Annotated in this window: 23 protein-coding genes; 15 read left to right on the top strand and 8 right to left on the bottom strand. The window is 68.1% G+C overall.

Translation table 11 applies throughout. The features are described 5' to 3' along the window. Window positions 1-72 precede the first annotated feature (72 nt). The 4 genes from ACH438_RS28960 to ACH438_RS28945 all read right to left on the bottom strand — a co-directional run bounded on the left by ACH438_RS28960 (window position 73) and on the right by ACH438_RS28945 (window position 3,260). Window positions 73-756, bottom strand: coding sequence for a PadR family transcriptional regulator (locus ACH438_RS28960; RefSeq protein ID WP_397010748.1), 684 nt, complete (start codon window positions 754-756; stop codon window positions 73-75). Between the two features lie 84 nt (window positions 757-840). After that, window positions 841-2,253 carry a three-helix bundle dimerization domain-containing protein gene (locus ACH438_RS28955; RefSeq protein WP_397010747.1) on the bottom strand — a complete coding sequence of 471 codons (1,413 nt, stop codon included), beginning with the start codon at window positions 2,251-2,253 and terminating at the stop codon, window positions 841-843. A gap of 90 nt (window positions 2,254-2,343) precedes the next feature. Further along, a complete protein-coding gene (locus ACH438_RS28950; protein ID WP_397010745.1) occupies window positions 2,344-2,778 on the bottom strand; it encodes a ferritin-like domain-containing protein in 435 nt (144 codons plus the stop codon). Further along, on the bottom strand, window positions 2,775-3,260 hold the full coding sequence (locus tag ACH438_RS28945; protein ID WP_397010743.1) for a hypothetical protein: 486 nt from the start codon (window positions 3,258-3,260) through the stop codon (window positions 2,775-2,777). Before ACH438_RS28945 ends, ACH438_RS28950 begins: the two co-directional genes overlap by 4 nt. 415 nt (window positions 3,261-3,675) lie before the next feature. Here ACH438_RS28945 and rimP point away from each other — a divergent pair, with 415 nt between their 5' ends. The 10 genes from rimP (at window position 3,676) to ACH438_RS28895 (ending at window position 11,722) form a co-directional block, all read left to right on the top strand. Beyond that, window positions 3,676-4,335, top strand: coding sequence for a ribosome maturation factor RimP (rimP, locus tag ACH438_RS28940; RefSeq protein ID WP_397010741.1), 660 nt, complete (start codon window positions 3,676-3,678; stop codon window positions 4,333-4,335). Next, the gene (nusA, locus tag ACH438_RS28935; protein ID WP_397010739.1) at window positions 4,332-5,360 is read left to right on the top strand and encodes a transcription termination factor NusA; all 1,029 of its coding nucleotides are present in this window, start codon (window positions 4,332-4,334) and stop codon (window positions 5,358-5,360) included. The genes rimP and nusA overlap by 4 nt, the downstream gene beginning before the upstream one ends. A gap of 182 nt (window positions 5,361-5,542) precedes the next feature. Beyond that, window positions 5,543-5,851, top strand: a complete 309-nt coding sequence (locus ACH438_RS28930) for a YlxR family protein (RefSeq protein ID WP_397010821.1) — start codon at window positions 5,543-5,545, stop codon at window positions 5,849-5,851. Window positions 5,852-5,959: 108 nt separating this feature from the next. Next, window positions 5,960-9,124, top strand: a complete 3,165-nt coding sequence (gene infB / locus ACH438_RS28925) for a translation initiation factor IF-2 (RefSeq protein ID WP_397010737.1) — start codon at window positions 5,960-5,962, stop codon at window positions 9,122-9,124. Between the two features lie 115 nt (window positions 9,125-9,239). Next, on the top strand, window positions 9,240-9,530 hold the full coding sequence (locus tag ACH438_RS28920) for a DUF503 domain-containing protein (protein WP_397010819.1): 291 nt from the start codon (window positions 9,240-9,242) through the stop codon (window positions 9,528-9,530). A gap of 46 nt (window positions 9,531-9,576) precedes the next feature. Next, window positions 9,577-10,023 (top strand): 30S ribosome-binding factor RbfA, encoded by a 447-nt coding sequence (rbfA, locus tag ACH438_RS28915; protein ID WP_397010735.1) that lies wholly within the window; start codon window positions 9,577-9,579, stop codon window positions 10,021-10,023. 32 nt (window positions 10,024-10,055) lie between these two features. Continuing rightward, on the top strand, window positions 10,056-11,045 hold the full coding sequence (locus ACH438_RS28910; RefSeq protein ID WP_397010733.1) for a bifunctional oligoribonuclease/PAP phosphatase NrnA: 990 nt from the start codon (window positions 10,056-10,058) through the stop codon (window positions 11,043-11,045). Between the two features lie 98 nt (window positions 11,046-11,143). Beyond that, window positions 11,144-11,377, top strand: a complete 234-nt coding sequence (locus ACH438_RS28905) for a type II toxin-antitoxin system Phd/YefM family antitoxin (protein WP_397010731.1) — start codon at window positions 11,144-11,146, stop codon at window positions 11,375-11,377. An 8-nt stretch (window positions 11,378-11,385) separates the two neighbouring features. Further along, window positions 11,386-11,523 (top strand): Txe/YoeB family addiction module toxin, encoded by a 138-nt coding sequence (locus ACH438_RS28900; protein WP_397010817.1) that lies wholly within the window; start codon window positions 11,386-11,388, stop codon window positions 11,521-11,523. Window positions 11,524-11,569: 46 nt separating this feature from the next. Continuing rightward, on the top strand, window positions 11,570-11,722 hold the full coding sequence (locus tag ACH438_RS28895; protein ID WP_397010729.1) for a hypothetical protein: 153 nt from the start codon (window positions 11,570-11,572) through the stop codon (window positions 11,720-11,722). A gap of 6 nt (window positions 11,723-11,728) precedes the next feature. Here the strand turns inward: ACH438_RS28895 and ACH438_RS28890 are convergent, their stop codons facing one another. Beyond that, entirely contained in the window at window positions 11,729-13,306 is a 1,578-nt protein-coding gene (locus tag ACH438_RS28890; RefSeq protein WP_397010727.1) for a mucoidy inhibitor MuiA family protein, read from the bottom strand. A 319-nt stretch (window positions 13,307-13,625) separates the two neighbouring features. Here ACH438_RS28890 and ACH438_RS28885 point away from each other — a divergent pair, with 319 nt between their 5' ends. Beyond that, window positions 13,626-15,026: an MATE family efflux transporter gene (locus tag ACH438_RS28885; protein WP_397010725.1), complete on the top strand. Its 1,401-nt coding sequence runs from the start codon at window positions 13,626-13,628 to the stop codon at window positions 15,024-15,026. A gap of 3 nt (window positions 15,027-15,029) precedes the next feature. On the opposite strand, the gene ACH438_RS28880 is transcribed toward ACH438_RS28885, so the two are convergent. Both ACH438_RS28880 and grpE read right to left on the bottom strand, forming a co-directional pair. Continuing rightward, a complete protein-coding gene (locus tag ACH438_RS28880; RefSeq protein WP_397010723.1) occupies window positions 15,030-16,190 on the bottom strand; it encodes a Rieske 2Fe-2S domain-containing protein in 1,161 nt (386 codons plus the stop codon). A gap of 56 nt (window positions 16,191-16,246) precedes the next feature. Further along, window positions 16,247-16,867, bottom strand: a complete 621-nt coding sequence (gene grpE, locus ACH438_RS28875; RefSeq protein ID WP_397010721.1) for a nucleotide exchange factor GrpE — start codon at window positions 16,865-16,867, stop codon at window positions 16,247-16,249. Between the two features lie 49 nt (window positions 16,868-16,916). Between grpE and ACH438_RS28870 the strand changes: the two genes are divergently transcribed. From ACH438_RS28870 to ACH438_RS28860, 3 genes are all read left to right on the top strand, one after another. After that, window positions 16,917-18,599: an Hsp70 family protein gene (locus ACH438_RS28870; protein WP_397010719.1), complete on the top strand. Its 1,683-nt coding sequence runs from the start codon at window positions 16,917-16,919 to the stop codon at window positions 18,597-18,599. A gap of 25 nt (window positions 18,600-18,624) precedes the next feature. Beyond that, window positions 18,625-21,537, top strand: a complete 2,913-nt coding sequence (locus ACH438_RS28865) for a hypothetical protein (RefSeq protein ID WP_397010717.1) — start codon at window positions 18,625-18,627, stop codon at window positions 21,535-21,537. Between the two features lie 115 nt (window positions 21,538-21,652). Next, complete coding sequence (locus ACH438_RS28860) at window positions 21,653-22,609, top strand: metallophosphoesterase family protein (RefSeq protein ID WP_397010715.1); 957 nt, start codon at window positions 21,653-21,655, stop codon at window positions 22,607-22,609. A gap of 118 nt (window positions 22,610-22,727) precedes the next feature. On the opposite strand, the gene ACH438_RS28855 is transcribed toward ACH438_RS28860, so the two are convergent. After that, window positions 22,728-23,006, bottom strand: coding sequence for a hypothetical protein (locus ACH438_RS28855; protein ID WP_397010713.1), 279 nt, complete (start codon window positions 23,004-23,006; stop codon window positions 22,728-22,730). A 267-nt stretch (window positions 23,007-23,273) separates the two neighbouring features. On the opposite strand from ACH438_RS28855, the gene ACH438_RS28850 reads away from it, so the two are divergent. Then, complete coding sequence (locus ACH438_RS28850; RefSeq protein WP_397010711.1) at window positions 23,274-24,350, top strand: XdhC family protein; 1,077 nt, start codon at window positions 23,274-23,276, stop codon at window positions 24,348-24,350. Window positions 24,351-24,388 lie beyond the last annotated feature (38 nt).

Below are 24,388 nucleotides of genomic sequence, written 5' to 3'. Positions count from 1 at the left end.
CCGGCTCGGGTGTTGGCGCACCCGGGCCGTTGTCGTTGCTGGGAGAGGAAGCTGTCGTTGCTGGGGGAGAGATCAGCTCGGTGGTTTCGGCATCCCCCGTTCTTCCATGAACTTGTCGGTCTCTTCCGGTGGCACGCGGCCGCCGGGGTACTTGTCGGCCAGCGCCCGCATCGCGTGCCAGCCGTCGAGGCCGCCGAATACGCCCGATTCGATGCGGCCGGCGAGCTCGGCCGTGAAATCCCGTTCGGCTTCGAGCATGCGGACCTCGTAATTGCCCTCGACCATGAGCAGTTCGGGCAGCCAGTCCTCGACCTCGGCGGCTTGTGCGCGGGCCGCGCCGATCTGCCCGTCCAGCAAGGCAACTCGCCGGCGCAGCAGCTCGGTGACCTCCTCGGGCCCCAGCACCGGCAGGAAGGACAACGCGGCCATGAACCGCGGATACTCCTTCTCCGGCTCGGACAGCCAGGCCCGCATCCAGTCCCGCGTCTCCGTATATCCGGCGTCGGTCACCCGATAGATGGTGCGGGCCGGCCGATTACCGTCCTGTTCCGCGCCGACGACCTCGATGAAACCCTGCTGCAGAAGCGACTCCACCACGGCGTAGAGCGCCCCGAAGTTGATTCGGACACTGCCTTCTTTGCCACGCTGCTTCAGGGTTTGCGAGAGCTGGTACGGATGCATAGGACGCTCGGACAACAGGGTGAGCACTGCGAGCGCCAGCGGGTTCACCCGCCGGAAGGGCCGCTTCCCTGCCATGCTCGCCTCCGAGTACTCTGACCGAAGTATTTCCTTACTCTGGTCAGAGTATCCCCGTCGCGGCACCGGGACAAGAGTCCGGGCTCAATTGCTATAAGACCTGGCCACGTCGTCGAGCAGGTGCTCGAGGGTGTCGTAGTCAGGCGGATCCACCACATTCACGAGATCCGGAATCACCGGCGCGTGATGCTCGGCCGTCACCTTGGTGAACAGGCTCGGGTCCTGCGGCCGGAAACCGTGCTCGGCGGCCAGCCGCTGCAGGTCCGGATCGGTGGCCAGCAGCTTGCCCACGCTGTCGCCCTTGTCGTCCAGCGGCACCACCGTGTGCTGTGACAGCACCGTCGGCTTCGGATACATGAGCACCATGTCCGGCTTCAGCTGATCGTGCACCGCGGCGTCCACGTACTGCGCCTCGTAGATCCACGCCATCGGGATCGGGCCCATGCCGTTGGCCAGGTACTCCTTGAACGGCGCGTCCGAACTGCTCTCGGTGTAGCCCTGCCGGGTGAACAGGCGCGAAATGCGGGACACCGCATAGTCTTCCGCCTTGGTGCCGCGCACGATGGTGTTGTCATTGGCGACGTACGCCGTCACCGCCACGTACATGGCCGCCGAATTCGAGGTCCGCGGATCGGTGGTGGACACCAGCACGTTCTTGCTCACCGGATAGCTGGTATTGCCCGCCAGTTGATCCCACTGCGTGCCCTGCTCCGCCAGCTCCAGATACTTCTGCACATCGAAAGCCGGTGCGGGGCCGGGCGTCACGATCCCGGCCGCCGTCAGCAGATCGGCGATGGGCTTGAAGGTCGCCACGGCCATGGGGGAGGAGAACGGCGTGTACTTGCCGCTCACCCCGCGCTGCCGCTGGATCCGCTCGGCCGCCGACGAACTGGACGGGAACGCGAAGTCGTAGTGGCTCAGATCCACCGAGGTCGCGATCTGCCGCGACCCGGCCGGATCCACATCCACCCGCAGGCCGTGCTTCTTGAAGACATCCGCCACCTTCGAGTCCGCGAAGAAGTCGGATTTCTCCGACCCCACCACGCCGTGCACGACGGTCAGCGCCGCCGCTGGCGCACCCGCCGCGGGCGCCGAATCCGGTTGCCGCACCGACAGTGCCACGGTCACGCCGAGGACCACCACCACGCCCGCGGCGACGGCGCCCACGAGCTTCTTGTCGGCGGTCACCTTCCCCAAGATGTCCTGGAGATTACGGCCATCCGAATTCGAATTGTCGCCCAATGGAATTGATGGTGATTTATCCAGAACAACTGTTACCGCTTCGGTTTTCGCGCCGGGCTGCGCCAATTCCCTGCGCGCTATTCGCTCCACCAGAATCGGCACGAACTCACGCACCTTGTGCCCGGTGAACCGGCCCCGCACCGCCCCCACCACGGCCTCGACCCGCTCCTGCGTATGTGCCTCGCCATAGTCGTTCACCAGGCGATTCGTCACCTCGCGCAGCGCTTTTTCTTCCCGGGCAGCATCGACCGCCACAGTATCTCCCTCGACCTCACACCGGAATCGAATTGCGCGGCAAAGAAATACGCCACCGCGCAATCCGACACCCTACCGTGGAAATCGAATTCAGGGCTTGCCGGGAAATGCGATGGTCGCCGGGTTGGTGCCGAGGATGGCCTGCCAATTGGCCAACCGCACAGCGGAATCGGTGAGCGCCTCGATCCCGGTCCGGCGGGTGGCCGGCAGATCCGACTGCTCCACCACCGACCGCCACGCCACCGCGCAATCCGATTCCACGGTGACCGCCAGCTTCGCGGCCGGAATCGGATCGTCCACCGGGAACGGCGCGGTATACGCCGCAGCGGAATCGGGCACCGGCGCACCGGCGGCCTTCAGCGCATCGATGGTGGCATCCCGCCGGGCCCGATGCGCGGCGGTGTACTCCGCCACCAGCTTTGCCCGATCGGTATTGGCGTAGGCGGCGATGACCCCGTACGCGTAGACAGCGGCGTACTCGGCGCTCAAGGCATCGGTGAGCGCCTGCTGATCTGCGGTTGTCATGCGAGCAGTACCCCCACGTGAGTCGCGCAGGCGGCACTGATCGAGGCGAGCAGGCCGGCGCGGTATCCGGTCGATTGGGCCGAGAGATCGGCGGCGGAACGTTGCGATTGGCCCAGGTCGGTACGCAATTGGCCGATCGACGGCGGCGACGCCACCGTCGGCGTGATCGGCGGCGTGCGCTTGCTCGGCGTGGTGCCGTCCCCGTAAACGCCGATGGCACGGTCGATTTCGGTGCGCAGCGCATCGGCGTGCGCGGTGCGCTGGGTGGCGATGGTCTGCAGGGCCCCGGCGCGATCCGGCGTGGTGGCGATGGCGGCGGTCGCGGCCGCCGCGTCGGTGCGGGCCGCGGCCTCCTGCACCAGCAGCGGATCCGGCGCCGACGGCGACTCGTCCTTCGAGCATGCGGCCAGCGCCCCGACCGTGATAACCGCCACAGCCCCGCCACCGGCCAACCGCAGTGCCGACCGGCGATCGACGGTCACCCCGCGAGGGTTGCTGAGCTCGGCGGACGGAGGTTCGGGCGGCAGCGGGGACGGGCCTGTTCGGTCCGGTCGGACCACTGCACCGGCCGGGCGGCCGCTCTGACTGCTGGACACGGCATACATCGTGCCAGTCGTTGCGGCCGGCTTGCCGACTCAGGGCCGTCGGATAGGCTGTGATCTCGCACGATTTGTCGTTGCCACGGGCGCGTCACTCCTGGACACGCCGCCGGCCCGGCGGACCCCACCATGCCGAACTCGAGCAGGTTGGCTGGTCCTTTACACTCTTTCCGCGCGTTACGCTAGAGCTTCGGTCGGGTATTTCGCCGACGCCGCCGCGAGCGGCTCGCCGACCATGCCCCACCAGGATCTATACCGACAACTCAAACCGTCACAACTGAACCAGGAGCCGCCCAACATGCCGATGCCGACCGAGGAAAGGGTGAGCCAGCTAGTTGCTGGGCTCGTCGAACGCCGAGGGTTCGACCTCGAAGGCGTCGCGATTTCGGCCGCGGGTGCGCAGACCAAGGTGAAGGTGACCGTCGACAGCGATACGGCCTCCGATCTGGACGCCGTCGCCGACCTGAGTTCGGAGATCTCGCAGGCCCTCGACGACGCGGGCGACTTCGGAGAGACGCCCTACCTGCTGGAGGTCACCACCCCCGGCGTGGACCGGCCGCTCACCCAACCCCGGCATTGGCGCCGCGCACAGGGCCGCAAGGTCAAGCTCGTGCTGCGCCCCGGGGTCGAGTCGCCCGAAGAAAAAGGCAAGCCACAGTTCGAAGCCCGCGTCGGCGTTCTCACCGATGATTCGGTGGCGCTGGTGCTGGGCGGTAAGCGGAAGCCACACCGGGTGACGGTGCCGCTGGCCGATATTCAGTCCGCGGTGGTCCAGGTGGAGTTCAGCCCGCCCGGAGCGGCGGAACTCGAACTCGCGGGGGGAGTAGCGCAGGGCCGTCCCCAGCCCGGCGCCCAGGAGGAATCCGAAGCATCGCAGGAATTCGACACCGCAACAGCATCCGAAACAGCCACAGCCACAGCAGCGGCCGTATCACTGACCGAAGGGATCGTGGAATGAACATCGAAATCGAAGCCCTGCGCGCGATAGTCGCCGACAAGGGGATCTCGATGGAGACCGTGATCTCCGCGATCGAGTCGGCACTGCTCACCGCCTACCGGCACACCGAGGGCCACCAGCCCAACGCCCGCATCGACATCAACCAGAAGACCGGTGTCGTGCGCGTGATGGCCCGCGAGGTCGACGCCGACGGCAATGTCATCTCCGAATGGGACGACACCCCCGAAGGTTTCGGCCGCATCGCCGCCACCACCGCCCGCCAGGTCGTGCTGCAGCGCCTGCGCGACGCCGAGAACGAGAAGTCCTTCGGCGAATTCTCCACGCACGAGGGCGATATCGTCGGCGGCGTCGTGCAACGCGACGCCCGCATGAACGCCCGCGGCACCATCGTGGTCCGCATCGGCTCGGAAGCCCATGGCGCCGAAGGCGTCATCCCGCCCGCCGAGCAGGTGCCGGGCGAGACCTACGAGCACGGCGACCGCATCAAGTGCTACGTGGTCGGCGTCTCGCGCGGTCCGCGCGGCCCGCAGATCACTCTCTCGCGCACGCACCCGAATCTGGTGCGCCGCCTGTTCGCGCTCGAGGTCCCCGAAATCGCCGACGGCTCAGTCGAAATCGTGGCCGTGGCGCGGGAGGCGGGGCATCGCTCCAAGATCGCGGTACGCTCCACCGTGCCCGGTGTGAACGCCAAGGGCGCCTGCATCGGCCCGATGGGTCAGCGCGTGCGCAATGTGATGAGCGAGCTCGCCGGCGAGAAGATCGACATCATCGACTACGCCGAGGATCCCGCCGCTTTCGTCGGGAATGCTCTGTCCCCGTCGAAAGTTGTATCCGTCACCATCGTGGATCCCGAGGCCCGTGCCGCACGGGTCGTGGTCCCGGACTTCCAGCTCTCGCTGGCGATCGGCAAGGAGGGGCAGAACGCCCGCCTCGCCGCCCGCCTCACGGGCTGGCGCATCGATATCCGCAGCGACGCGGCGCCCGATGTGACCGGATCGATGCGCACGGAGGCGCATCGGGGTTGATCTTGCCGCGCGGCGGTGACCATGGAAAACATGGTCCGATCGCGCCCGGGATTTGTGAAACGGACCCCGCGGGTGACAGGTTGGTAACTTCCAAGGGGTACGGATGCGGAGATCGGGACGTGACAGCGGTAGAGTGGACGCAGGCTCAGCACGAGTCTCCGGCTTCTCTGTGCGCCGAGCGGATGCAATCAAGATCAGCACCCGTCCGGACCTGCATCGGATGCCGGAAACGAGAGCTGGCTGCCGAGTTGGTGCGGGTCGTGGCGCAGGGCATTGCCGCCGAGGGTGAGAACTTTGGCGTCGAGAGCATTGCGATCGTTCCGGATCCGCGGCGCAGACTTCCCGGAAGGGGTGCGTGGTTGCACCCCTCATCGGCTTGTCTGAGTCAAGCAATTCGGCGCCGAGCATTCGGCAGAGCACTACGAGTGTCCGGAAATCTGGATATCTCAGCCCTGGAGCAGTACGTAGAGAACAGGCACGAGCACTCATGAGCACACCGTGAAGTCCAAGCGATGATCGACCATCGGCATTAATCGAGGTCGTGCGGGTCAACCGTCCTAAGACGGCGAGCCACGCTCGACCTCTGAGTGAGGAGAGCAGTGGCAGGCAAGGCCCGCGTGCACGAGTTGGCAAAAGAACTCGGTGTCACGAGCAAGGAACTACTCGCAAGGCTCAAGGAGCAGGGCGAGTTCGTGAAGTCGGCGTCGTCGACGGTGGAAGCACCCGTCGCACGCCGTCTGCGTGAGTCGTTCGCGTCGAAGGACGCCTCGTCGAACGGCGCGTCGAAGACCGGCGGCGCACGGCCCGGTCCCAATGCGGCACGACCCGCCCGTCCGGGCGATTCGGCGGCCGCCAAGCCCAACCCCGGCGCTTCGGGCGGACCTCGCCCCGGCGCCCCCCGTCCGGCTGCACCCGCGCCGGCTCCCGCTGCGAAGCCGGCCCCGGCCGTCGCCGAGCAGTCTGCACCCGCTGTCCGCGCCGAGGCTCCCGCCGCGCGCCCGGCTCAGCAAGGTGGCCCGCGTCCCGGCCCGGCGCCCAAGCCGATTCCGCCGCGTGCACCCGAAACCTCCGCTCCCGCAGCGGCTTCCGCGGCTCCGGCCGCACCGGCTCCGGCGGCGCCCGCCGCGTCGGCTCCGAGCGCTCCCGCGCCGCAGTCGGGTCAGCGTCCGGCTCCGGGCGGACAGCGTCCCGGCCAGTCCGGTCAGCGTCCGGCCCAGCCGCAGCAGCAGGGCGGCAGCCCGTCCGCCGCTCCGCGTCCGGGTGGCCCGAAGCCGGGTCCGAAGGCGCCGCGCGTCGGCAACAACCCCTTCTCTTCCGCACCGGAGCGTCCCGCGCCGCGTCCGGCCCCGCGCCCGGGTGGGCAGCAGGGTCAGGGCGGCCCGCGTCCGGGCCCGCAGGGCGGTCCCCGTCCGGGTCCCGGCCAGGGTGGCCCGCGTCCGGCTCCCGGCCAGGGCGGTCCCCGTCCCGGTCCGGGTCAGGGTGGTCAGCGTCCGGCCGCCGCGCAGGGCCAGGGTGGCCCGCGTCCCGGCGGTCCGCGTCCCAGCCCCGGTTCGATGCCCCCGCGGCCGAACCCGGGTGCCATGCCCGCACGCACCAACCGTCCGGGCGGAGGCCCGGGTGGCGGTGCGGGTCGTCCCGCGCGTCCGGGTGGTCCCGGCGGCGCCGGTGCCGGTCGTCCCGGTGGCGGCGGCGGTGGCGGCTACCGCGGTGGCGGTGGCGGCGCTCCCGGCGCAGGTGCCGGTGCAGGTGCCGGTAACACCGGTGGCGGTGCCGCGGGTGGTTTCCGCGGTCGTCCCGGTGGCGGTGGCGGTGGCGGCCGTCCCGGTTCGGGTGGCGGTCGCGGCGGTGCCGCGGGTGCCTTCGGACGTCCGGGTGGCGCGCCCCGCAAGGGCCGCAAGTCGAAGCGGGCGAAGCGCGCCGAGTACGAGTCGATGCAGGCTCCCGCCGTCGGTGGCGTGCGGCTGCCGCGCGGCAACGGCGAGATCATCCGTCTCGCCCGTGGCGCGTCGCTGTCCGACTTCGCCGAGAAGATCGGCGCCAACCCGGCCTCGCTGGTACAGGCGTTGTTCAACCTCGGTGAGATGGTCACCGCTACCCAGTCGGTGAGCGAGGAGACCCTCGAGCTGCTGGGTTCGGAGATGAACTACGTCGTGAACGTGGTCTCCCCGGAGGACGAGGACCGCGAGCTGCTCGCCAACTTCGACCTCACCTACGGCGAGGACGCCGGCGACGAGGACGACCTGCAGATCCGCCCGCCGGTCGTGACCGTCATGGGTCACGTCGACCACGGTAAGACCCGACTGCTGGACACCATCCGTAAGGCCAACGTCCGTGAGGGCGAGGCCGGCGGTATCACCCAGCACATCGGCGCCTACCAGGTGCTGACGCACGTCAACGACGAAGACCGGCTCATCACCTTCATCGATACCCCGGGTCACGAGGCGTTCACCGCCATGCGTGCCCGTGGTGCGAAGGCGACCGATATCGCGATCCTCGTGGTCGCCGCCGACGACGGCGTCATGCCGCAGACGGTGGAGGCCATCAACCACGCGCAGGCCGCTGACGTGCCGATCGTGGTGGCGGTCAACAAGATCGACAAGGAAGGCGCGAATCCGCAGAAGATTCGCCAGCAGCTGACCGAATACGGTCTGGTCGCCGAGGAATACGGCGGCGACACCATGTTCGTGGACATCTCGGCGAAGCAGGGCACCAATATCGAGCAGCTGCTCGAGGCGGTCGTCCTGACCGCGGATGCCTCCCTGGATCTGCGGGCGAACCCGGACATGGACGCGCAGGGTGTGGCCATCGAGGCCCACCTCGACCGTGGCCGTGGTCCCGTGGCGACCGTGCTGGTCCAGCGCGGCACCCTGCGGGTCGGCGACTCGATCGTGGCGGGTGACGCCTACGGCCGCGTCCGCCGCATGGTCGACGAGCACGGCGACGACGTCGAGGCGGCCCTGCCGTCGCGGCCCGTCCAGGTCATCGGTTTCACCTCGGTGCCGGGCGCGGGCGACAACCTGCTCGTGGTCGAGGAAGACCGGATCGCGCGTCAGATCGCCGATCGCCGCAACGCTCGCAAGCGCAACGCCCTGGCCGCGCGCAGCCGCAAGCGGATCTCCCTGGAAGATCTGGATGCCGCCCTGAAGGAGACTTCGGAGCTGAACCTGATCCTCAAGGGCGACAACTCCGGTACCGTCGAGGCCCTCGAAGAGGCGCTGCTCGGTATCGATGTGGGCGACGAGGTGCGACTGCGCGTCATCGACCGCGGTGTCGGTGGCGTCACCGAGACCAACGTCAACCTGGCGTCGGCGTCCAACGCGATCATCATCGGCTTCAACGTCCGTGCCGAGGGCAAGGCGACCGAGCTGGCGAACCGCGAAGGCGTGGACATCCGCTACTACTCGGTCATCTACCAGGCGATCGACGAGATCGAGAAGGCCCTCAAGGGTCTGCTCAAGCCGATCTACGAGGAGCACGAGCTGGGCCGGGCGGAGATCCGCCAGATCTTCCGCTCCTCCAAGTTCGGCAATATCGCGGGTTGCTGGGTGCTCTCGGGCTCGGTCAAGCGCAACGCCAAGGCGCGCTTGCTCCGCGACAATGTCGTGGTCGCCGAGACCATGACCATCGCCTCGCTGCGGCGTGAGAAGGACGACGCCACCGAGGTCCGCGAAGGCTACGAATGCGGTATGACCGTGACCTTCAACGACATTCGCGAGGGTGACATCATCGAGGCCTACGAGCTGCGGGAGAAGCCGCGCGACTAGGCAGTACGCGATCCCGCCGGGTCTTCGGGCCCGGCGGGATTGTGCCGCTTCCCTTTCCGTCCTCGCCGGGTAACAGCGCGCGCATTCCCCGGGGCGCGTTCATATGACTGAAAAGATGTTCTTCGGAGCGCTCGAGTTCGATATCTTGCTCGGTGATGTGCATTCACTGAAGGAGAAGCGCTCCGTCATCCGCCCCATACTCGCGGACCTGAAGCGGTTCGAGGTGAGTGTGACCGAGGGCGGCGACCATGACCGGTACCGGCGGACATTGCTCGGTGTGGCAATGGTCAGTTACGGCATGAATCACCTGACCGAGGTGCTGGACAAGTGCGAACGGCACGTCGCGAATCGTCCGGAGTTAGAGTTGCTGGCGGTACGCCGCCGCGTCTTCGGACCCGAAGATTAATTACCGGCGGAGAGTTCTCCGCCAGGAGCAAGAGGAGGTAACTGCCATGGTCGACCAGGCCCGGGCACGCCGACTCGCCAAGCGGATTTCCTCGATCGTGGCCACCGCGATCGAATACGAGATCAAGGATCCGCGGCTGCGGTTCGTCACGATCACCGACACCAAGGTGACCGGCGATCTGCGCGAGGCGACCGTCTACTACACCGTCATGGGTGAAACCATCGACGCCACACCCGATTACACCGAGGCAGAGGCCGGCCTGAAGAAGGCCACCGGCATCCTGCGCTCCAAGGTGGGCGCCGGCACGGGCGTGAAATTCACGCCCACCCTGGCATTCGTCCTCGACAAGGTCCCGGACGCCGCCCGCGAGATGGAAGAACTGCTGGCCAAGGCCCGCGCCGTCGACGAACGAGTGGCGCAGGTCGCGGTCAACGCGAGCTACGCCGGCGAAGCCGACCCCTACAAGACCGAAGAAGACGACGAAGAAGACTGATCTTCGGTCGTAAGTCCGGGGAGGAGACGCCGGTGAACGAACCGGTCGACCTGGCCGCGGCGGTGTCGGTGCTCGACACCGCTCGCTCGGCAACCGTGCTCTGCCATGTGCAACCCGACGCCGACACCATCGGCAGCGGTCTCGCGCTCGCGCAGGTGCTGCATCGGCGCGGTGTGCCGGTGCGGGTGTCCTTCGCCGAGCCCGCGGCACTACCGGTCTCCATGCGGTCCCTGCCCGGCACCGAATTCCTGGTGCCGCCCGCGAAGGTGCCGGCCGAGGTCGATGTGCTGATCGCGGTCGACTGCGGCAGCGCGGGACGCCTCGGCTCGCTGCGGGACCGGCTGGACGGTGCGCGGGTGAGCCTGGTGCTCGACCATCACCGGTCCAATACGCGCTTCGGTTCCGTGAACGTGGTCGACGAGACCGCGGAATCCACGGCCGGTCTGATCGCGCGCGTCCTGGACGCCTGGGGTGAACCGATCGACCGATCCATCGCGCACTGCCTGTTCGCCGGATTGGTCACCGACACCGGCTCTTTCAAATGGGCGCGGCCCGGTTCGCACGCGCTCGCCGAACGGCTGCTGGCCACCGGCATCGACGACGCGGCCATTACCCGCACCCTCATGGACACCCACCCCTTCGCGTGGCTGCCCATGCTCTCGCGAGTGCTGTCTTCTGCTCAGCTGAACCCCGCCGCCGCGAAGGGCGCCGGCCTGGTCTACGCGGTGGTCCGCCAAGCCGACCTGACCGGCGTGCGTTCCGAAGAGGTCGAAAGCATCATCGACCTCATCCGCACCACCTCCGAAGCTCAGGTAGCTGCGGTCTTCAAGGAGTCCCGCACCTCTTCCGAGCACTGGACGGTATCGCTGCGTTCCCACGACAATGCCGACGGCACCCTCGGCGTCGACGTGGCCCAGGTGGCCACCGCCCTGGGTGGCGGCGGACATCGTTATGCCGCAGGCTATTCCACCACCGGCACCGCCGACCACCTCGTCGCGGCGTTGGTCGCTGCTCTCGCCTGATCAAGAGTGTCTGCCATACCGTGCACGATCCCGTACGTAATCATGTAGGTAATGGAGTGTTCTTGTGAGTGTCATCCAGCGCTGAACGGAGAGTCACTGTGCGCGCGATTCACGTAACCGAAGCTCGCGCCAACTTCGCTGCTGTCCTGGACGCCGCAACCGAGGACAACGAGGAAGTAGTCATTACTCGCAGCGGTGACAAGGAACCCGCAGTGTTGATCAGCCTCCGCGAATACGAGGCATTGAAGGAGACCGCGTACTTGCTCGGGAGCCGGGCGAACGCGCGCCGACTACTCGAGTCCGTCGAGAATGCCCGTGCTGAACGCGTCTAGCCGCGCGCATCGGCAAGCCGGAACCGTTGCGGCAGAACCTGTCCGGGTGGTGGTCGAGACGTATCACTCAGGAGCATCGCATCGTCTGCTTGGCGGATGAAGAGACCGTAACGATCATTGCCTGTCGGTACCACTACGACGACTGACGGCCGGGGTGCGGATCTCATTCTGGGGCAGGGTATTACAAGCTACGTGATGTTCCAGAGTGTGCGCGGCACGGCTCTGGCGTCCGGGATTGCTATGCAGGAGCCGGCGGCGTGCATGCCCGCGGAGGCAAGCATGCACGCGCTGTACGACACCGCTGAGACCGTGTTCGACGGGCTGGAAGCGATCGGTCAGATCTGACTCGGGTCAGTCGGGCAGGCCGCTTACGGTGACGCCCTTGGCGGCCTCGACTCGGTAGCCGAAGGCGATGGTTGTTTCGGCTTGGGCGTTGAGTTCTGTTTTCCAGGTGAGGATTCCGAGTTCGTCGCGTTCCGTGGGCTGGGGTTTCAGGACGGTGTCGCGGACTGTGATCACGGCGTCGCGGGAGACCGGGAGGCGGTCGAGGACCGTGACCCGGGCGGGGCGGGGTGTGTGGTTCGCGATGGTGATGGCGTATTCGACTTCTATGCGGCGGCTGGAACCGAGCGTTGCCTTGGTTGCGTTGCGGCGCACCAGTTCTCGCTCGACGCGGATACGGGCGTCGACGCCGAGGGCGAGTTCGCGTTCTTCGCCGGGAGCCCAGGGGTCGAGGTCGGTTGCGCCGACGTATTCGGCGTCGTGGAAGAGCGAAGCGCGGCCCTCGGGGAGGGTGTGCTCGGAGGTGTTGCGGGCCGTGGCTCGGAGGATGGCTTCCAGGGAGCGGGCGGGGGCGGTGACGTAATCGAGGTCGGCTTCGAGGTCGAGGGCGGTGATCTGGGTGCGATGGGCGGTGCCGTCGGAGGGGACGGCGATGGTCCGCTGCGGGGTGTAGGTCGCGGCGGTGATGCCCTGTTCGACGGTGGCGACCGATTCGCGGACCGGGGGCGGTGCCGGCTGTGGGCTGCCCGGGGCGGCCATCATCGGGGCGGAGCCTGCCAGCGGATAGGAGCCGACGGTGTCGTCCATGCTGGCGCCGTAGGACATGGCGCGCCGGCGGGGGACCGGGGTGGCCGGGACTGCGGGGCTGATGAACCAGGGGCTCAGTTCCGGGATGTCGACGGCTTGGGCGGGGCGGGCGGTGGACAGTTGCAGGCGGCATTCCGGCCAGTCCTCGCCGGTGCTCTGCTGGATCAGGCCGAACCAGCGCAGGGACAGGCCGGCGTCGCCGAGGCGCAGGTCGTAGCTGCTGTGCCAGCTCGCGCCGCGCACCACGTAGGAGAGTTCGAGATCCACGGTCACCGGGTTGGCGGCCTCGACGGTGATGATCGCGGCCTGGGCGTCGGGCTTGGTCTTTCCGCGCAGGTCGGCCAGCCGCCGTTCGAGGGCCTGGTGTTCGCGAATGTGCTCCTGCCGCAATCGTTCCCGGTCGCGCCGGGCGGCATGCACGGCGCTGTACTGGGATTCGAGGCTGTCGCCGAAGGCGATGACGCGCGCCTCATCGGTCTTCGCCAGCTGTTCGGCCGATTCCCGCGCGAGGCGCTCGAGGAACTTGATCCGCGCCTCGGAGGCGCGGTCGGCGTCGGCGAGCTGATTCATCGCGGCATCGAGTTCGCGCATGCGGGCGAGCAGTTCCGAAACCTGTTCGTCGGAGGGTTCCGCCTGCCGTTCGGTCACGACATCCACCCCGAGCACGGTGACCTCGCCCTGCCCGGCCACCCTGATCGAATCCCGCAACAGGCTCACCGGTAGCGGCGTGACCCGGATCCGATGCTCGCCCGCGGCCAGACTCGCCTTTCCGGACCGGGTGACCCGCGCCCGATCCGGATAGACCGTGACCGCGGTAATGGCAGTGTCGAGAGTCGTCATGCTCCCAGCCTGCCGCAATTGTCCCGGAATTGGCCGCGCCCGACCGGAATCCGCGCCCGTTCCTCAGCGCGCCGAGCCCGCACGGCGTGGCGGCAGACGCTGCATCACACTTCACGGACGCGCGGGCTCGCGTCTCGCCCGCTGTCGGCTGGCCTCGTTGCCGGCGCGAGGGTGCGCGCTGTGATCATTTGCCCTGCGGCATGCTGCGCCTGCTGCCGCCGCGGAGCAGATCTGCCTGCCGCCTGTCCGGGGTCGTGGCGAGTGTGCGTGATGCGGACGGGTCTCGGGTTGTGTCGGAGGCGTGTGCGATCGTGGCTGGATGAGCAGCAGCGAGACGGCTTTGGAGGGGGAGGACCCCGGATCTTCGGTGGCATCGCGATCGCGTGGGGAGGCGGCGGTGGAGGCGGGGCCGCGGCGGATTCTGGGGATTGCGGTGCCGACGCTCGGGGTGCTTGTCGCGGAGCCGGTTTATTTGCTTTGGGATATGGCTGTGGTGGGGCGGTTGGGGGCTTTGGCGCTGGCGGGGCTGGCGGTGGGTGGGTTGATATTGGCGCAGGTCAGTTCGCAGTTGACGTTTTTGAGTTATGGGACGACCGCGCGGGCGGCGCGGCGGCATGGGGCGGGGGATGAGCGCGGGGCGGTGGTCGAGGGGGTGCAGGCCAGTTGGATCGCGGTGGGGGTCGGGCTCGTGATCTTGGTGGTGATCGAGGGTTGTGCGGGGCCGATTTCGCGGGCGATTTCGGGTGGGGCGGATATTGCGGGGGAGGCGTTGCCTTGGTTGCGGATCGCGCTGTTCGGGGTGCCGTTGATTTTGCTGGCGATGGCGGGAAACGGGTGGATGCGGGGGGTGCAGCAGACGCGGCGTCCGTTGCTGTATGTGATTGCGGGGCTCGGGCTTTCGGCGGTGTTGTGCCCGGTGCTGGTGCACGGGCTGCTGGGGGCGCCGCGGCTGGAGTTGGCGGGGTCGGCGATCGCGAATCTGGCCGGGCAGTCGGTGACCGGTGGGTTGTTCGTGCGGGCGTTGCTGCGGTCGCAGGTGTCGCTGGCGCCGCATATCGCGATCATGAAGGCGCAGTTGGTGCTGGGGCGGGATCTGATCGTGCGGAGTCTGGGGTTCCAGGCGTGCTTCGTGTCCGCGGCGGCGGTGGCGGCACGGTTCGGGGCGGCCTCGGTGGCGGCGCATCAGCTGGTGCTGCAGTTGTGGAATTTCCTGGCGCTCACGCTGGATTCGCTGGCCATTGCGGCGCAGACCCTCGTGGGTGCGGCGCTGGGGGCCGGGAACGCCCGGGGTGCACAGGGGTTGGCGCGGCGCATCACCGGTTGGTCGACCATCTTCGCGGTGGTGCTGGCGGTGGTGTTCGCGGCCGGGTATTCGGTGGTGCCGCAGTTGTTCACGAACGATCCCTCGGTGCTGGACCGGGCGCATGTGGTGTGGTGGTTCTTCGTCGGGATCATTCCGATCGCGGGCGTGGTGTTCGCGCTCGACGGGGTGCTGCTCGGTGCGGGGGATGCCGCGTTCCTGCGCAATGCCACACTGCTTGCCGCGCTAGTGGGCTTCCTGCCCGCCATCTGGCTGTCGCTGGCCTACGACTGGGGGATCGCCGGAATCTGGTCGGGGCTGGTGGGTTTCATGGTGCTGCGCCTGGTGGCGGTGTCGTGGCGGGCGCTGTCCGGGCGGTGGGCGCGGGTCGGCGCGGAGGTGCCGCGCCGAGCCGCGTAACAGTCAGTTGCTTTCCGCCGCTGCCTTTTCCGTGGCGATCCGTTCCAGGTTCTCCGCGACTTCGGCTTGCCAGTTCTCGTTGGCGTGGGTGGTGTCGACTTCGTATTCGAAGCGGGCCGTCATCTCCGGGGTGATGTCGGCGACGTCCACGTAGAACTGCTCGTACCAGCGGCGGTGCTGGTAGACGGGCCCGTCCTCCTTGGTGAGCAGAGGATTGTCGATGCGCGTCTTGTGTTTCCAGATCTCGACGTCCTGCAGGAAGCCGACGCCGAAGCTCTTGCCGAACGCCTTGGCCAGTTTGCCGGATTTCTCCGGCGGCAGCCCGTCGATGCGCTGCACGCTGACGCCCCACTGCAGCATGAACGAGTTCTGGGTGACCGGGTAGTGGCAGTTGATGAGCGCCACTTCCACGGTGTGCTCACCGAAGTCGTTGTGCAGGTAGTTGATCATGTAGGACGGCCCGAAATAGCTGGCCTCCGAACGCAGCAGTGACATTTCGGTCGAATAGTTGGATTTGGCGTTCACGTCCGGCCGGCCCTTGGAGTGCAGATACTGGGTGGCGACGTGTCCTTCGAAGACGTTCTTGAAGTACACCGGGTAGGCGAAGTGGATGTAGAAGAAGTGCGCCATATCGACGTTGTTGTCGATGATTTCGCGGCAGTGCGCGCCCTCGATGAGCAGTGAATTCCAGTCCCAGTCGCTCCACCGATCGGTTTCGATGCCGTCGATGTGCGGGATGGCGACCTCGGGCGGCGGGGGATTGCCTTCCGGGTCGTTGTAGACGAAGAACTGCCCGTTCTCCTCGCAGGTGATCCAGGAGCGGGTGCGGGCCAGCGGCGGTACCCGGCGCGCGTACGGGATTGCGGCGCAACGGCCGTTGCCGTTCCAGCGCCAGTCGTGGAAGGGGCAGGCGATCTCGTCGCCCTTGATGGTGCCGTAGCCGAGGTCGGCGCCCATGTGCCGGCAGTAGCCGTCCAGGGCCTGGAGTTGCCCGTTGCTGTCGGCCCAGATCACGAGTTTGGTGCCGAAGGCGTTGACGGAGTGTGGTTGCCCGTCCCGGAAGGTCTCGGCGAGGCCGAGGCAGTGCCAGCCGCGGGCGAACCGGGTAATGGGTTCGCCGACATCGATCGTGCGATATTTCGGGGTCGAATTCGTTGCTGTCACTGCCGTCCTCCGGAGTCGAAAATCAGCGCACCATCACAGAGGTTAAGCACAAACGCTTAATCCGACAAGACCGAGCTCTTACCCAGCGGTCTGCGGTACCGGCGGACAACGACTTTGGCGGGTCTGATGGAGCGTTCACCGATGGTGAGGCCGGGCTGGATCACCGACTCCACGGTCCGGTCCGCGGCCGGATCATCGGTATCGGTCAGCTCGGCGGCCTCCATGGTGAGGGCGTCGAAGGCCGCGCCGCGGAAGGGGGTGACCAGTTGCCCTCCGCGTTCGGCCAGCATGCGTTCCACGCGCCGGGCCAGGGCCTCGAAACCCTGCCGATCCGGATCGGATTCGGTGGTGGTGGAGAAGGTCTGCGCCAGGCCGTGCAGGGCGAACAGGTCCCGGATGAGGGGCGCGTCGGCCTCCGCCTGTTCGATGCGGGCGCGGGCGCGGGACTCGTCCGCTAGTCGCTCGATGGTTGCCGCCTGCCGGGCGACCACGCGAGCCAAGTCGTCGATGCGCTCGGTGATCCGGTCGGCACCGTCGCGGAGTGGCGCATCGGCACCGTCGCGGAGTGGCGCATCGAGACCGTCGCGGAGTGGTGCGTCGTCGGCACGGGGTGGCGAATCGACGCTGCGGAGCGTGGGGGCGGCGCCGGGCTGATCCACTGCGGATGGTTCGGTCATGGGTGAACGATAAACCCGGTGGTCGGTGCCGACTGCTAACATCGCGGCCATGGGGGTCTACGGAATCGACCTGGGCACAACGAATTCGGCAATTGCACGAATCGACGCAAATGGACGCCCTGAAGTACTGATCGGTATGAACGGCGAACCGACCGTTCCGTCGGTGGTGTTGTTCGCCTCGGCGCAGGACCACGTCGTCGGTGAAGGCGCGCGCCGGCAGGCCCGGCTCGATCCGGAGCACGTGTGCACGCTGGTGAAACGCCGCATGGGGGATGCGGAATGGCGGTTCACGGCGCACGGGCAGCAGTGGTCGGCGCCCGCGGTGTCGGCGCTCATCCTGCGCAGTCTCGCCGGGGATGCCGAATTCGGCGGTGGCGAACCCGTGGAACGGGTGGTGATCACCGTGCCCGCCTACTTCGGTGACGAGGAGCGGCGCGCCACCATACAGGCCGGTATGTATGCGGGATTCGATGTGGCAGGCGTGCTTTCGGAGCCGATCGCCGCGGCCCTCGCCTACGGATTCGGGCGGCTGGACGGCAGCATCGACACCGGCGAGATCGCCGCCCGCGAGACCGTACTCGTCTACGACCTGGGCGGCGGCACCTTCGACGCCACCGTCATCGAACTCGCGGACCGCCGCATCTCGGTGCTGGCCGTGGAGGGCGATCATCAGCTCGGCGGCGCGGATTGGGACGAGCGCATCGCCCTGCACCTGTCCCAGCGGTTCTGTTCCGATCACCCCGATGCCGAAGACCCACTGGATGATTCGGTCGGCTCACAATTGCTGGTGCTGGCCGCTGAACAGGCCAAACGGGATCTGACCACGGCCGCGAGCACCGAAGTGGTGGTCGCGCACGACGGAGTGCGATCGGTGATCACGCTGACTCGCGCCGAACTCGAATTGCTCACCTCTTCACTGCTACGCCGGACCGTGGACCTGACCAAAGCGGTGATCGCCGCGGCCGGGCAGCGCGGGGTACGGCATGTGGATCGCCTACTGCTGGTGGGCGGTTCGTCCCGGATGCCCATGGTGGCCGAGCAGTTGCTGAAGGAATTCGGGCTGATCGGCGAGCTACACGATCCGGATCTGTCGGTGGCGCGCGGCGCCGCGCTCTACGGCGAGAAGCTGGAGATGGAGCGGCTGGTGGCCGCCGATCTGGTGACCCGCGGGCGACTATCCGCGGGCGCCGAACTGGCGGATGCCGATCCGCGCGAACTGGAGGCGTCGCTGGCGCGGGTGGCCGAATCGTTCGGGCAGCCGGTCGGGCTGGTGCGGCGCATGATCGAGATCCAGGTCGACACGGTGGTGTCGCGCGGCTTCGGGGTGCTGGCGCTGGATCCGTTCAACGGGCTGGCGGCGAGCTGGCTGGTGCATCGCAATCAGACCCTGCCCATCCGGGTGCGGCGCTCCTACGGGACGGTGCGCGCGGATCAGGATCAGATCGAGCTGACCATCGTGGAACAGCAGGGGCAGGCGGCCTCGACGCGGCCGGAGGATTCGAAGGTGCTGGTGGAGGGCAGTATTCGCGATATTCCGCCCGGATATCCGGCCGGCAGCGAGGTGCGGGTGAGTTTCGAGATGGGGTTCGACGGGGTGCTGCATGTGACGGCCCACCATGTGGACGCGGATATGCCGCTGACCCTGTCCGTACAGACCGGCGCGACGCTGTCGCAATCGGATGTGGCGCGCGAGCTGGACCAGCTGCAGCGCACCCGCCGCCGCCCGGCGTGACCGAGGTCCGGCCGAGCGAGAACCCATGCACGCCTTCGATCCCAACGATTACCGCAAACGAGTGCTGGCCGCAGTGGAAAGACGCGGCGGCCTCGAACAGTCGGATGCCTTCGAGCTGTACGACATTCCCCTCGACGCGGCCGAGCGGCTCACCGACGCCGAGGTGTCCGAACGCATCGATGCCGTGTGGGCGTTCTGGCAGAAACAGCGCGACCACCCGAAATACCGGGTGCTGGTGGGCCTGCTCGTCGACGCGCACCGCGACCTGTCCGCGCCCTTGCGTGGCGCGGCGGCCCGCAGTGTCGAAGCCGATCGCGTGCGCCGCCTGCGCGCCCGCCGCGATGCCGAACGCTACGAAATGCTCGACACCGCAATCGAACGCCTGGTGCAGCGGCACGGCGGCATCCCCGCCGCCAAACTCCCCGGCCTGGAGGACATCGGCAAACTGGGCGGCCTCACCCCCGCCGAGGTCCACGCCCGCCTGAACCGCCACCCCCGCCTCGACGACGCCCCGCCCGCCCCCGCGGTGAGCGACCAGCGCCGCCACCAGATCCGCACTCTCCTGGCCGAATACGAGCGCCTGCACGCCGGCGAGCCTTACCCCACCCTGCTCTCCCTCCTCGGCCTCGACTACGCCAAGGCCCACCGCACCCCCGAAATCCGCCTGCGCGCCAACGCCCTCCGCGCCCGCGCCCGCGAACTCCCGCCCGGCCGCATCCGAGTAGTCCTCGACGAGCTCCTCATCCACATCAGCGACCTCCTGGAACCCGGCCCCCCAACCGTCGACGCCTACCTCCGCGCCGTCACCGAGGACGTCACCACCCTCCTCCGCCCCCAGGTCCGCGCCGCCGTCCTCGTCGAAGACCGCCTGGTAGCTCCCGATTTCGACTACCTCCTCCGCCTGGCCATCACCGCCGGCCTCGACCGCCCCACCGCCGAACAAGTCCTCCACACCCTCACCGACGAACTCGGCACCACCATAGAAGGCCGCGAAAACCACCCCACCCCCACCCACCGAGCACCGGGCCGCCCGCCCATAAGCCCGCCGCCCCGCCGCGCCTCGGTTCCGCCGACAACCCCGGCTACTCACACATCCGCCGACGGCGATGGCCGAGATCCCCAACGCGGTGCGATGCCACGCCCGACGGACGCACAGTCGATGGATGCCGAACCGGCAGTCGGCAGAACCGCAACACCCGGCGATGGGACAACCGGTCCACTACAGGGCGCCGGTCGCACCGGTCCACTACAGGGCGCCGGTCGCACCGGATCGTCGGGGGCGCTCGATCCATCAGATTCCGCTGCGCGACGTGATGATTCGCCGACCGAGGCCGGGCCCGCCACGGGTGACTCGCCGCCGCTTCCGCCGATGGGCGCAACGACACCCACAGATGCTGTCGGCTCCGGTGCTGCCGATAGCAAGAATCGGGATATCCGTCCCGAATCGGCGCAGGCGGCGGATGCCTGGTCGATGGATACGGGCGCCGTGCTGCCGGGGAGCGAGTCGGGGAGTGGGGCTGCGGCTTCCGGCGTGCCCGAGCGGGATTCAACGCGGCGTCGGCGCCCGTCTCAGCCGCCGCCCGGGCTTCCGGTGCCGCCGGCCTCCGATGTACCTCCGAGCGCTGGGACGCCGCAGGAGTTCGGGGTGCCGCCTGGCGGCGAGGCGGCTTCGAGAGCCGGTGGACCGCAGGGCTTCGCGGTGCCGCCGAAGGGATCGTCGGGAACTGGAGTGCCGCAAGGGTTCTCCGTGCCGCCGGAGGGATCGTCGGGAACTGGGGTGCCGCAGGGGTTTGCGGTGCCGTCGGGGGCGGCTGTGCCGCAAGGGTTTGTGGTGCCGCCTGGGTTTGTGGGTGGGGGTGGGAGCGCGCCCGCTCGGAGTTGGGAGGCGCCGTTGCGGGCGGCTCGGGCGGCTTTGCGGGGTGGGCATCCTCGGGAGGCGGCGCAGCGGGTGGCGGAGGCGCGGCGGCGGTTGGGGGAGGACGGGGCCGGGGCGGCGGCGGTGCGGTCGGTGGGGGATGAGGTGGATCGGGTGCTGGCGGAGGCGGGGGCGCGGTGGCGGGCGGTGCATGCGGCGTTCGTGGGGAAGCGGTTCGTGGAGGGGCTGGAGCATTTGGATCATTTGCGGCAGCACGCCTCGGATGTGCCGGATCCGGATGGGAGTGGGTGGGGGCTGGAGCAGTTGGCGGGGCAGGGGCGGGCCGCGGTGCATGCGGCGGATCGGGAGTTCGGGGCCGTGCCCGCGGGGCCGCCGGCGGTGCGGACGCGGGCGTTGCGGGCGGTGCTCGAGGTGTGTGCGGATCATCCGGCGGCGGTGGCGGCCCTGGAGGGGATGCGGGTGGAGGCGCCGGCGCAGGTGACCGCCGCGCGGAAACCCGATGGGACGGTGGTGATCACGTGGTCGCCGTCCGCGGTGGACGAGGTGGAGTACCGGGTCACGCGGTTGCAGCCGGACGGGTCGTGGCGGGTGGTCGGGCGCACGCGCGGTACGGCGCTGGAGGATGGTGGCGCGGGTGGCGGGCCCACGCCGGTGTACGGGGTGGTCGCTTCGCTGTCGGGACTCGCGTCGGAGATGCGTCGTTCGGATGGGGAGATGCGGCGGGAGGTGGCGGTCGCGCCGGACGCCGCATTGCGCGGGCTGCCGACGGTGCGTGGTTTGGCCGTGCGGTCGGGGTTGCTGATCTTCCAGTGGCCGACCGGGATCACCGAGGTGATGGTGGTGGCGCGGGTGGACGCACCGCCCACCGATCCGGACGATCCGCGGGCGCGGCGCTGGAAGATCACCAACACCCGCTATCAGATCGACGGTGGCGTGCGGATTCCCGCGGAGATTCCGCGGCCCTGTCACCTGGCGATCGCGTCGTGCCGCCGGGATCCGACGGGCATTCTCATCGTGGCCGCCGGTTTCGCTCCGGACGCGCGTATCCGCTGGATCGGCTGAGTGCGCGACGCACCGGGCGAGCCCGGAACGCGCGGTTCGAGGCGGGCGTGGGAATCTGGTGGGGGCCGCGGTCGTTGCTGGCGTGGACCGGTTGTGATCAGAGAGGCGGAGCTGGGTGATTCCGAAGTTGATGGCGGTGAGCGACATTCATGTCGGTCATCAGGGCAACAAGCCGGTGGTAGAAGCCATTCGGCCGGACTCACCGGAGGACTGGCTGATCCTGGCCGGCGATGTCGGTGAGAAGACCGATGACATCCGGTGGGCGCTGGAGACCCTGAAGGGCCGCTTCGCCAAGGTGATCTGGGTGCCGGGTAATCACGAGTTGTGGACCACCGCAAAGGATCCCGTGCAGATGCACGGTGCGGCGCGGTACGACTACCTGGTGTCGATCTGCCGGGACCTGGATGTGCTCACGCCCGAGGATCCGTTCCCGGTGTGGACCGGTGACGGCGCGCAGGAGTACGGCGGCGCGGTCACGCTCGCCCCGTTGTTCATGCTCTACGACTATTCGTGGCTGCCGGCGGGCGCGACCACCAAGGCCGAGGGCCTGGCCATCGCCCGCGAGCGCAATGTGGTGGCCACGGACGAATTCCTGCTGTCCGCCGAGCCGTACCTCACCCGGGACGCCTGGTGTCATGCCCGGGTGAAGTACTCCATGCGGCGCCTCGATGCGCTGGAGTCCGGTACTCCGGTGGTGCTGATCAATCATTGGCCGCTGCTGCGCGCACCGGTCGACATGATGTGGTACCCGGAATTCGCCCTGTGGTGTGGCACCGAGCTGACCGCCGACTGGCATCTGCTCTACAACACGGTGTGTGTCGTCTACGGCCACCTGCACATTCCGCGGACCAGCTGGTACGACGAGGTGCGCTTCGAAGAGGTCTCGCTCGGCTACCCGCGGGAGTGGCAGCGGCGTGGTCTCCCGGACAAGCTGCTGCGGCAGATCCTCCCGACGCCCGACTACGGCGACACTCTCAACGAGTGGGGCGGCCATTTCAAGGTGACGCCCGAAATGCAGGCCGCCGCGCAGAAGATGCGCGAGCAGATCGAAAAGCGTCGCGGGCAGGCCTGATTCCACGGAACCGCCGGGATATTCGAATGCGCGCATCGAATTTCCCGGCGGCCGAGATTCGCTTTGTATCGAGCCATTGATTCAGGTTGTGCCGGAATCGTATTCGGCTCGGGGCGAATTACCAGTTGCGGCAGCGATCGTCGTGGTGACCCCACTGGTCGCGCTCGTCGTTGTGCCAGTTGCCGTGGCGGTCGCAGTGCCAGTCGCTGTGGTATGGGTCGCCCGGGTCGGTCCAGCCCGGACGGTTGTATCCGCCCCAGTCACCGCCCTGGCCTTGGTCCTGGCCGGGGCCGCCTGCCGAGCCGGTGTCCTGGTGCGCCGGGGTGATGGCGGTGGCGCTCGCGGTCCCGACCAAGGGGCCGGCGATGAGTGCGCCCGCTGCCGCGGCGATGAACATCGTTCCGGCAATCCTAGATTTCACTTGGGGCCTTTCCATTCGGTGCTTTCGCACGCTTCGACTTGCGGGGCCAACACTAGATCAGCGAATGGTTCGGTCAGGTGGGCTCACTGGAAGTTCTCACCATTCACAGAGGTACTACTTGCGTGTTTTGTCCAAGCTGTGAATGGCGGCCTTAATTGTTCATTGGTCCAACTTCGAATCGGGTCCGGCGCGGTCGGCCGCGTGATGCGTGCAGACCGGTCGGTTCACTGTGATGATGGGGAAATGCGTGACGTCTTGCGTCAGGTCATCGAGCGGGGACGAACGGGCCCGGTAGTGCTGGCCCGCGTGGTCGGCGTGACCGGCGCCGGACCACGCGCCGTCGGCGCGGCCATGCTCGTCACCGCGGACGGCGAGGTCATCGGGTCGCTCTCGGGCGGATGCGTCGAGGCCGCGGTGGTCGATTCGGCGGATTGCGTACTGCTCGGCGGGGTGGCGGTACTCGAACAATTCGGGCTCGCGGACGATGACGGTTTCGCTGTCGGGCTCAGCTGCGGCGGTGAAATGGAGATCTTCATCGAGCGGATCGAGCCGGAGCGGGTACCGCAACTGGAGACCTTGGAACGCGACATCCTGTCGGGCCGGCCAGTCGCGCTCGTCACGACGCTCGACGAGCAGCCGGACTGGCAACTCATCGATCCCGCGGCGGTGAATGCGTCTGCGCCGGTTGTCAGCCGGGACGCGCTGCAGTTGGCTCGCTCGGGTCGCTCCGGGGTCGTCGGATTCCATGAATGCCTGGGCGCCGACGCTCCGCGGCGGGCGTTCGTGCACAGTTTCGGTCCGCCCGCGCGCATGATCCTGGCGGGCGCCAATGATTTCGTGCGCGCCCTCAGCCGGCTCGGCGTGCAGCTCGGGTATCGGGTCACCGTGGTGGACGCGCGCGAAACCTTCACCACCCCGGCGCGTTTCCCGGCGGCGCACGAGGTGGTGGTGGAGTGGCCGCATCGCTATCTGCGCCGAGAGCACGAGCGCGGGCGCATCGATGGCCGGACCGTGGTGTGCGCGCTGACCCACGACACCAAGTTCGATGTCCCGATGCTGGCCACCGCCCTGGATATCGAACCCCTCGCCTTCATCGGCGCATTGGGCTCTCGTCGCACCGACACCGACCGGCGGCAGCGCCTCCTCGATGCGGGCGTACCGCCCGATCGAATCAGCCGCCTGCGCAGCCCGATCGGGCTGGACCTCAACGCACATACTCCGGACCAGACCGCCGTATCCATTGCGGCACAGATCATCGCGGAAGCCGGGGGCGCCTCGGCCCGCCCGCTAGCGGAAACAGACGGCCCGATCCACCGCTGAGATCGTGGACATGAACAGCTTCGGATCAGGTGTCCTGT

The sequence above is a fragment of the Nocardia sp. NPDC020380 genome (assembly GCF_044386975.1).
Classification (GTDB): Bacteria; Actinomycetota; Actinomycetes; order Mycobacteriales; family Mycobacteriaceae; genus Nocardia.
This window is presented reverse-complemented; position numbering and strand designations above follow the sequence as displayed.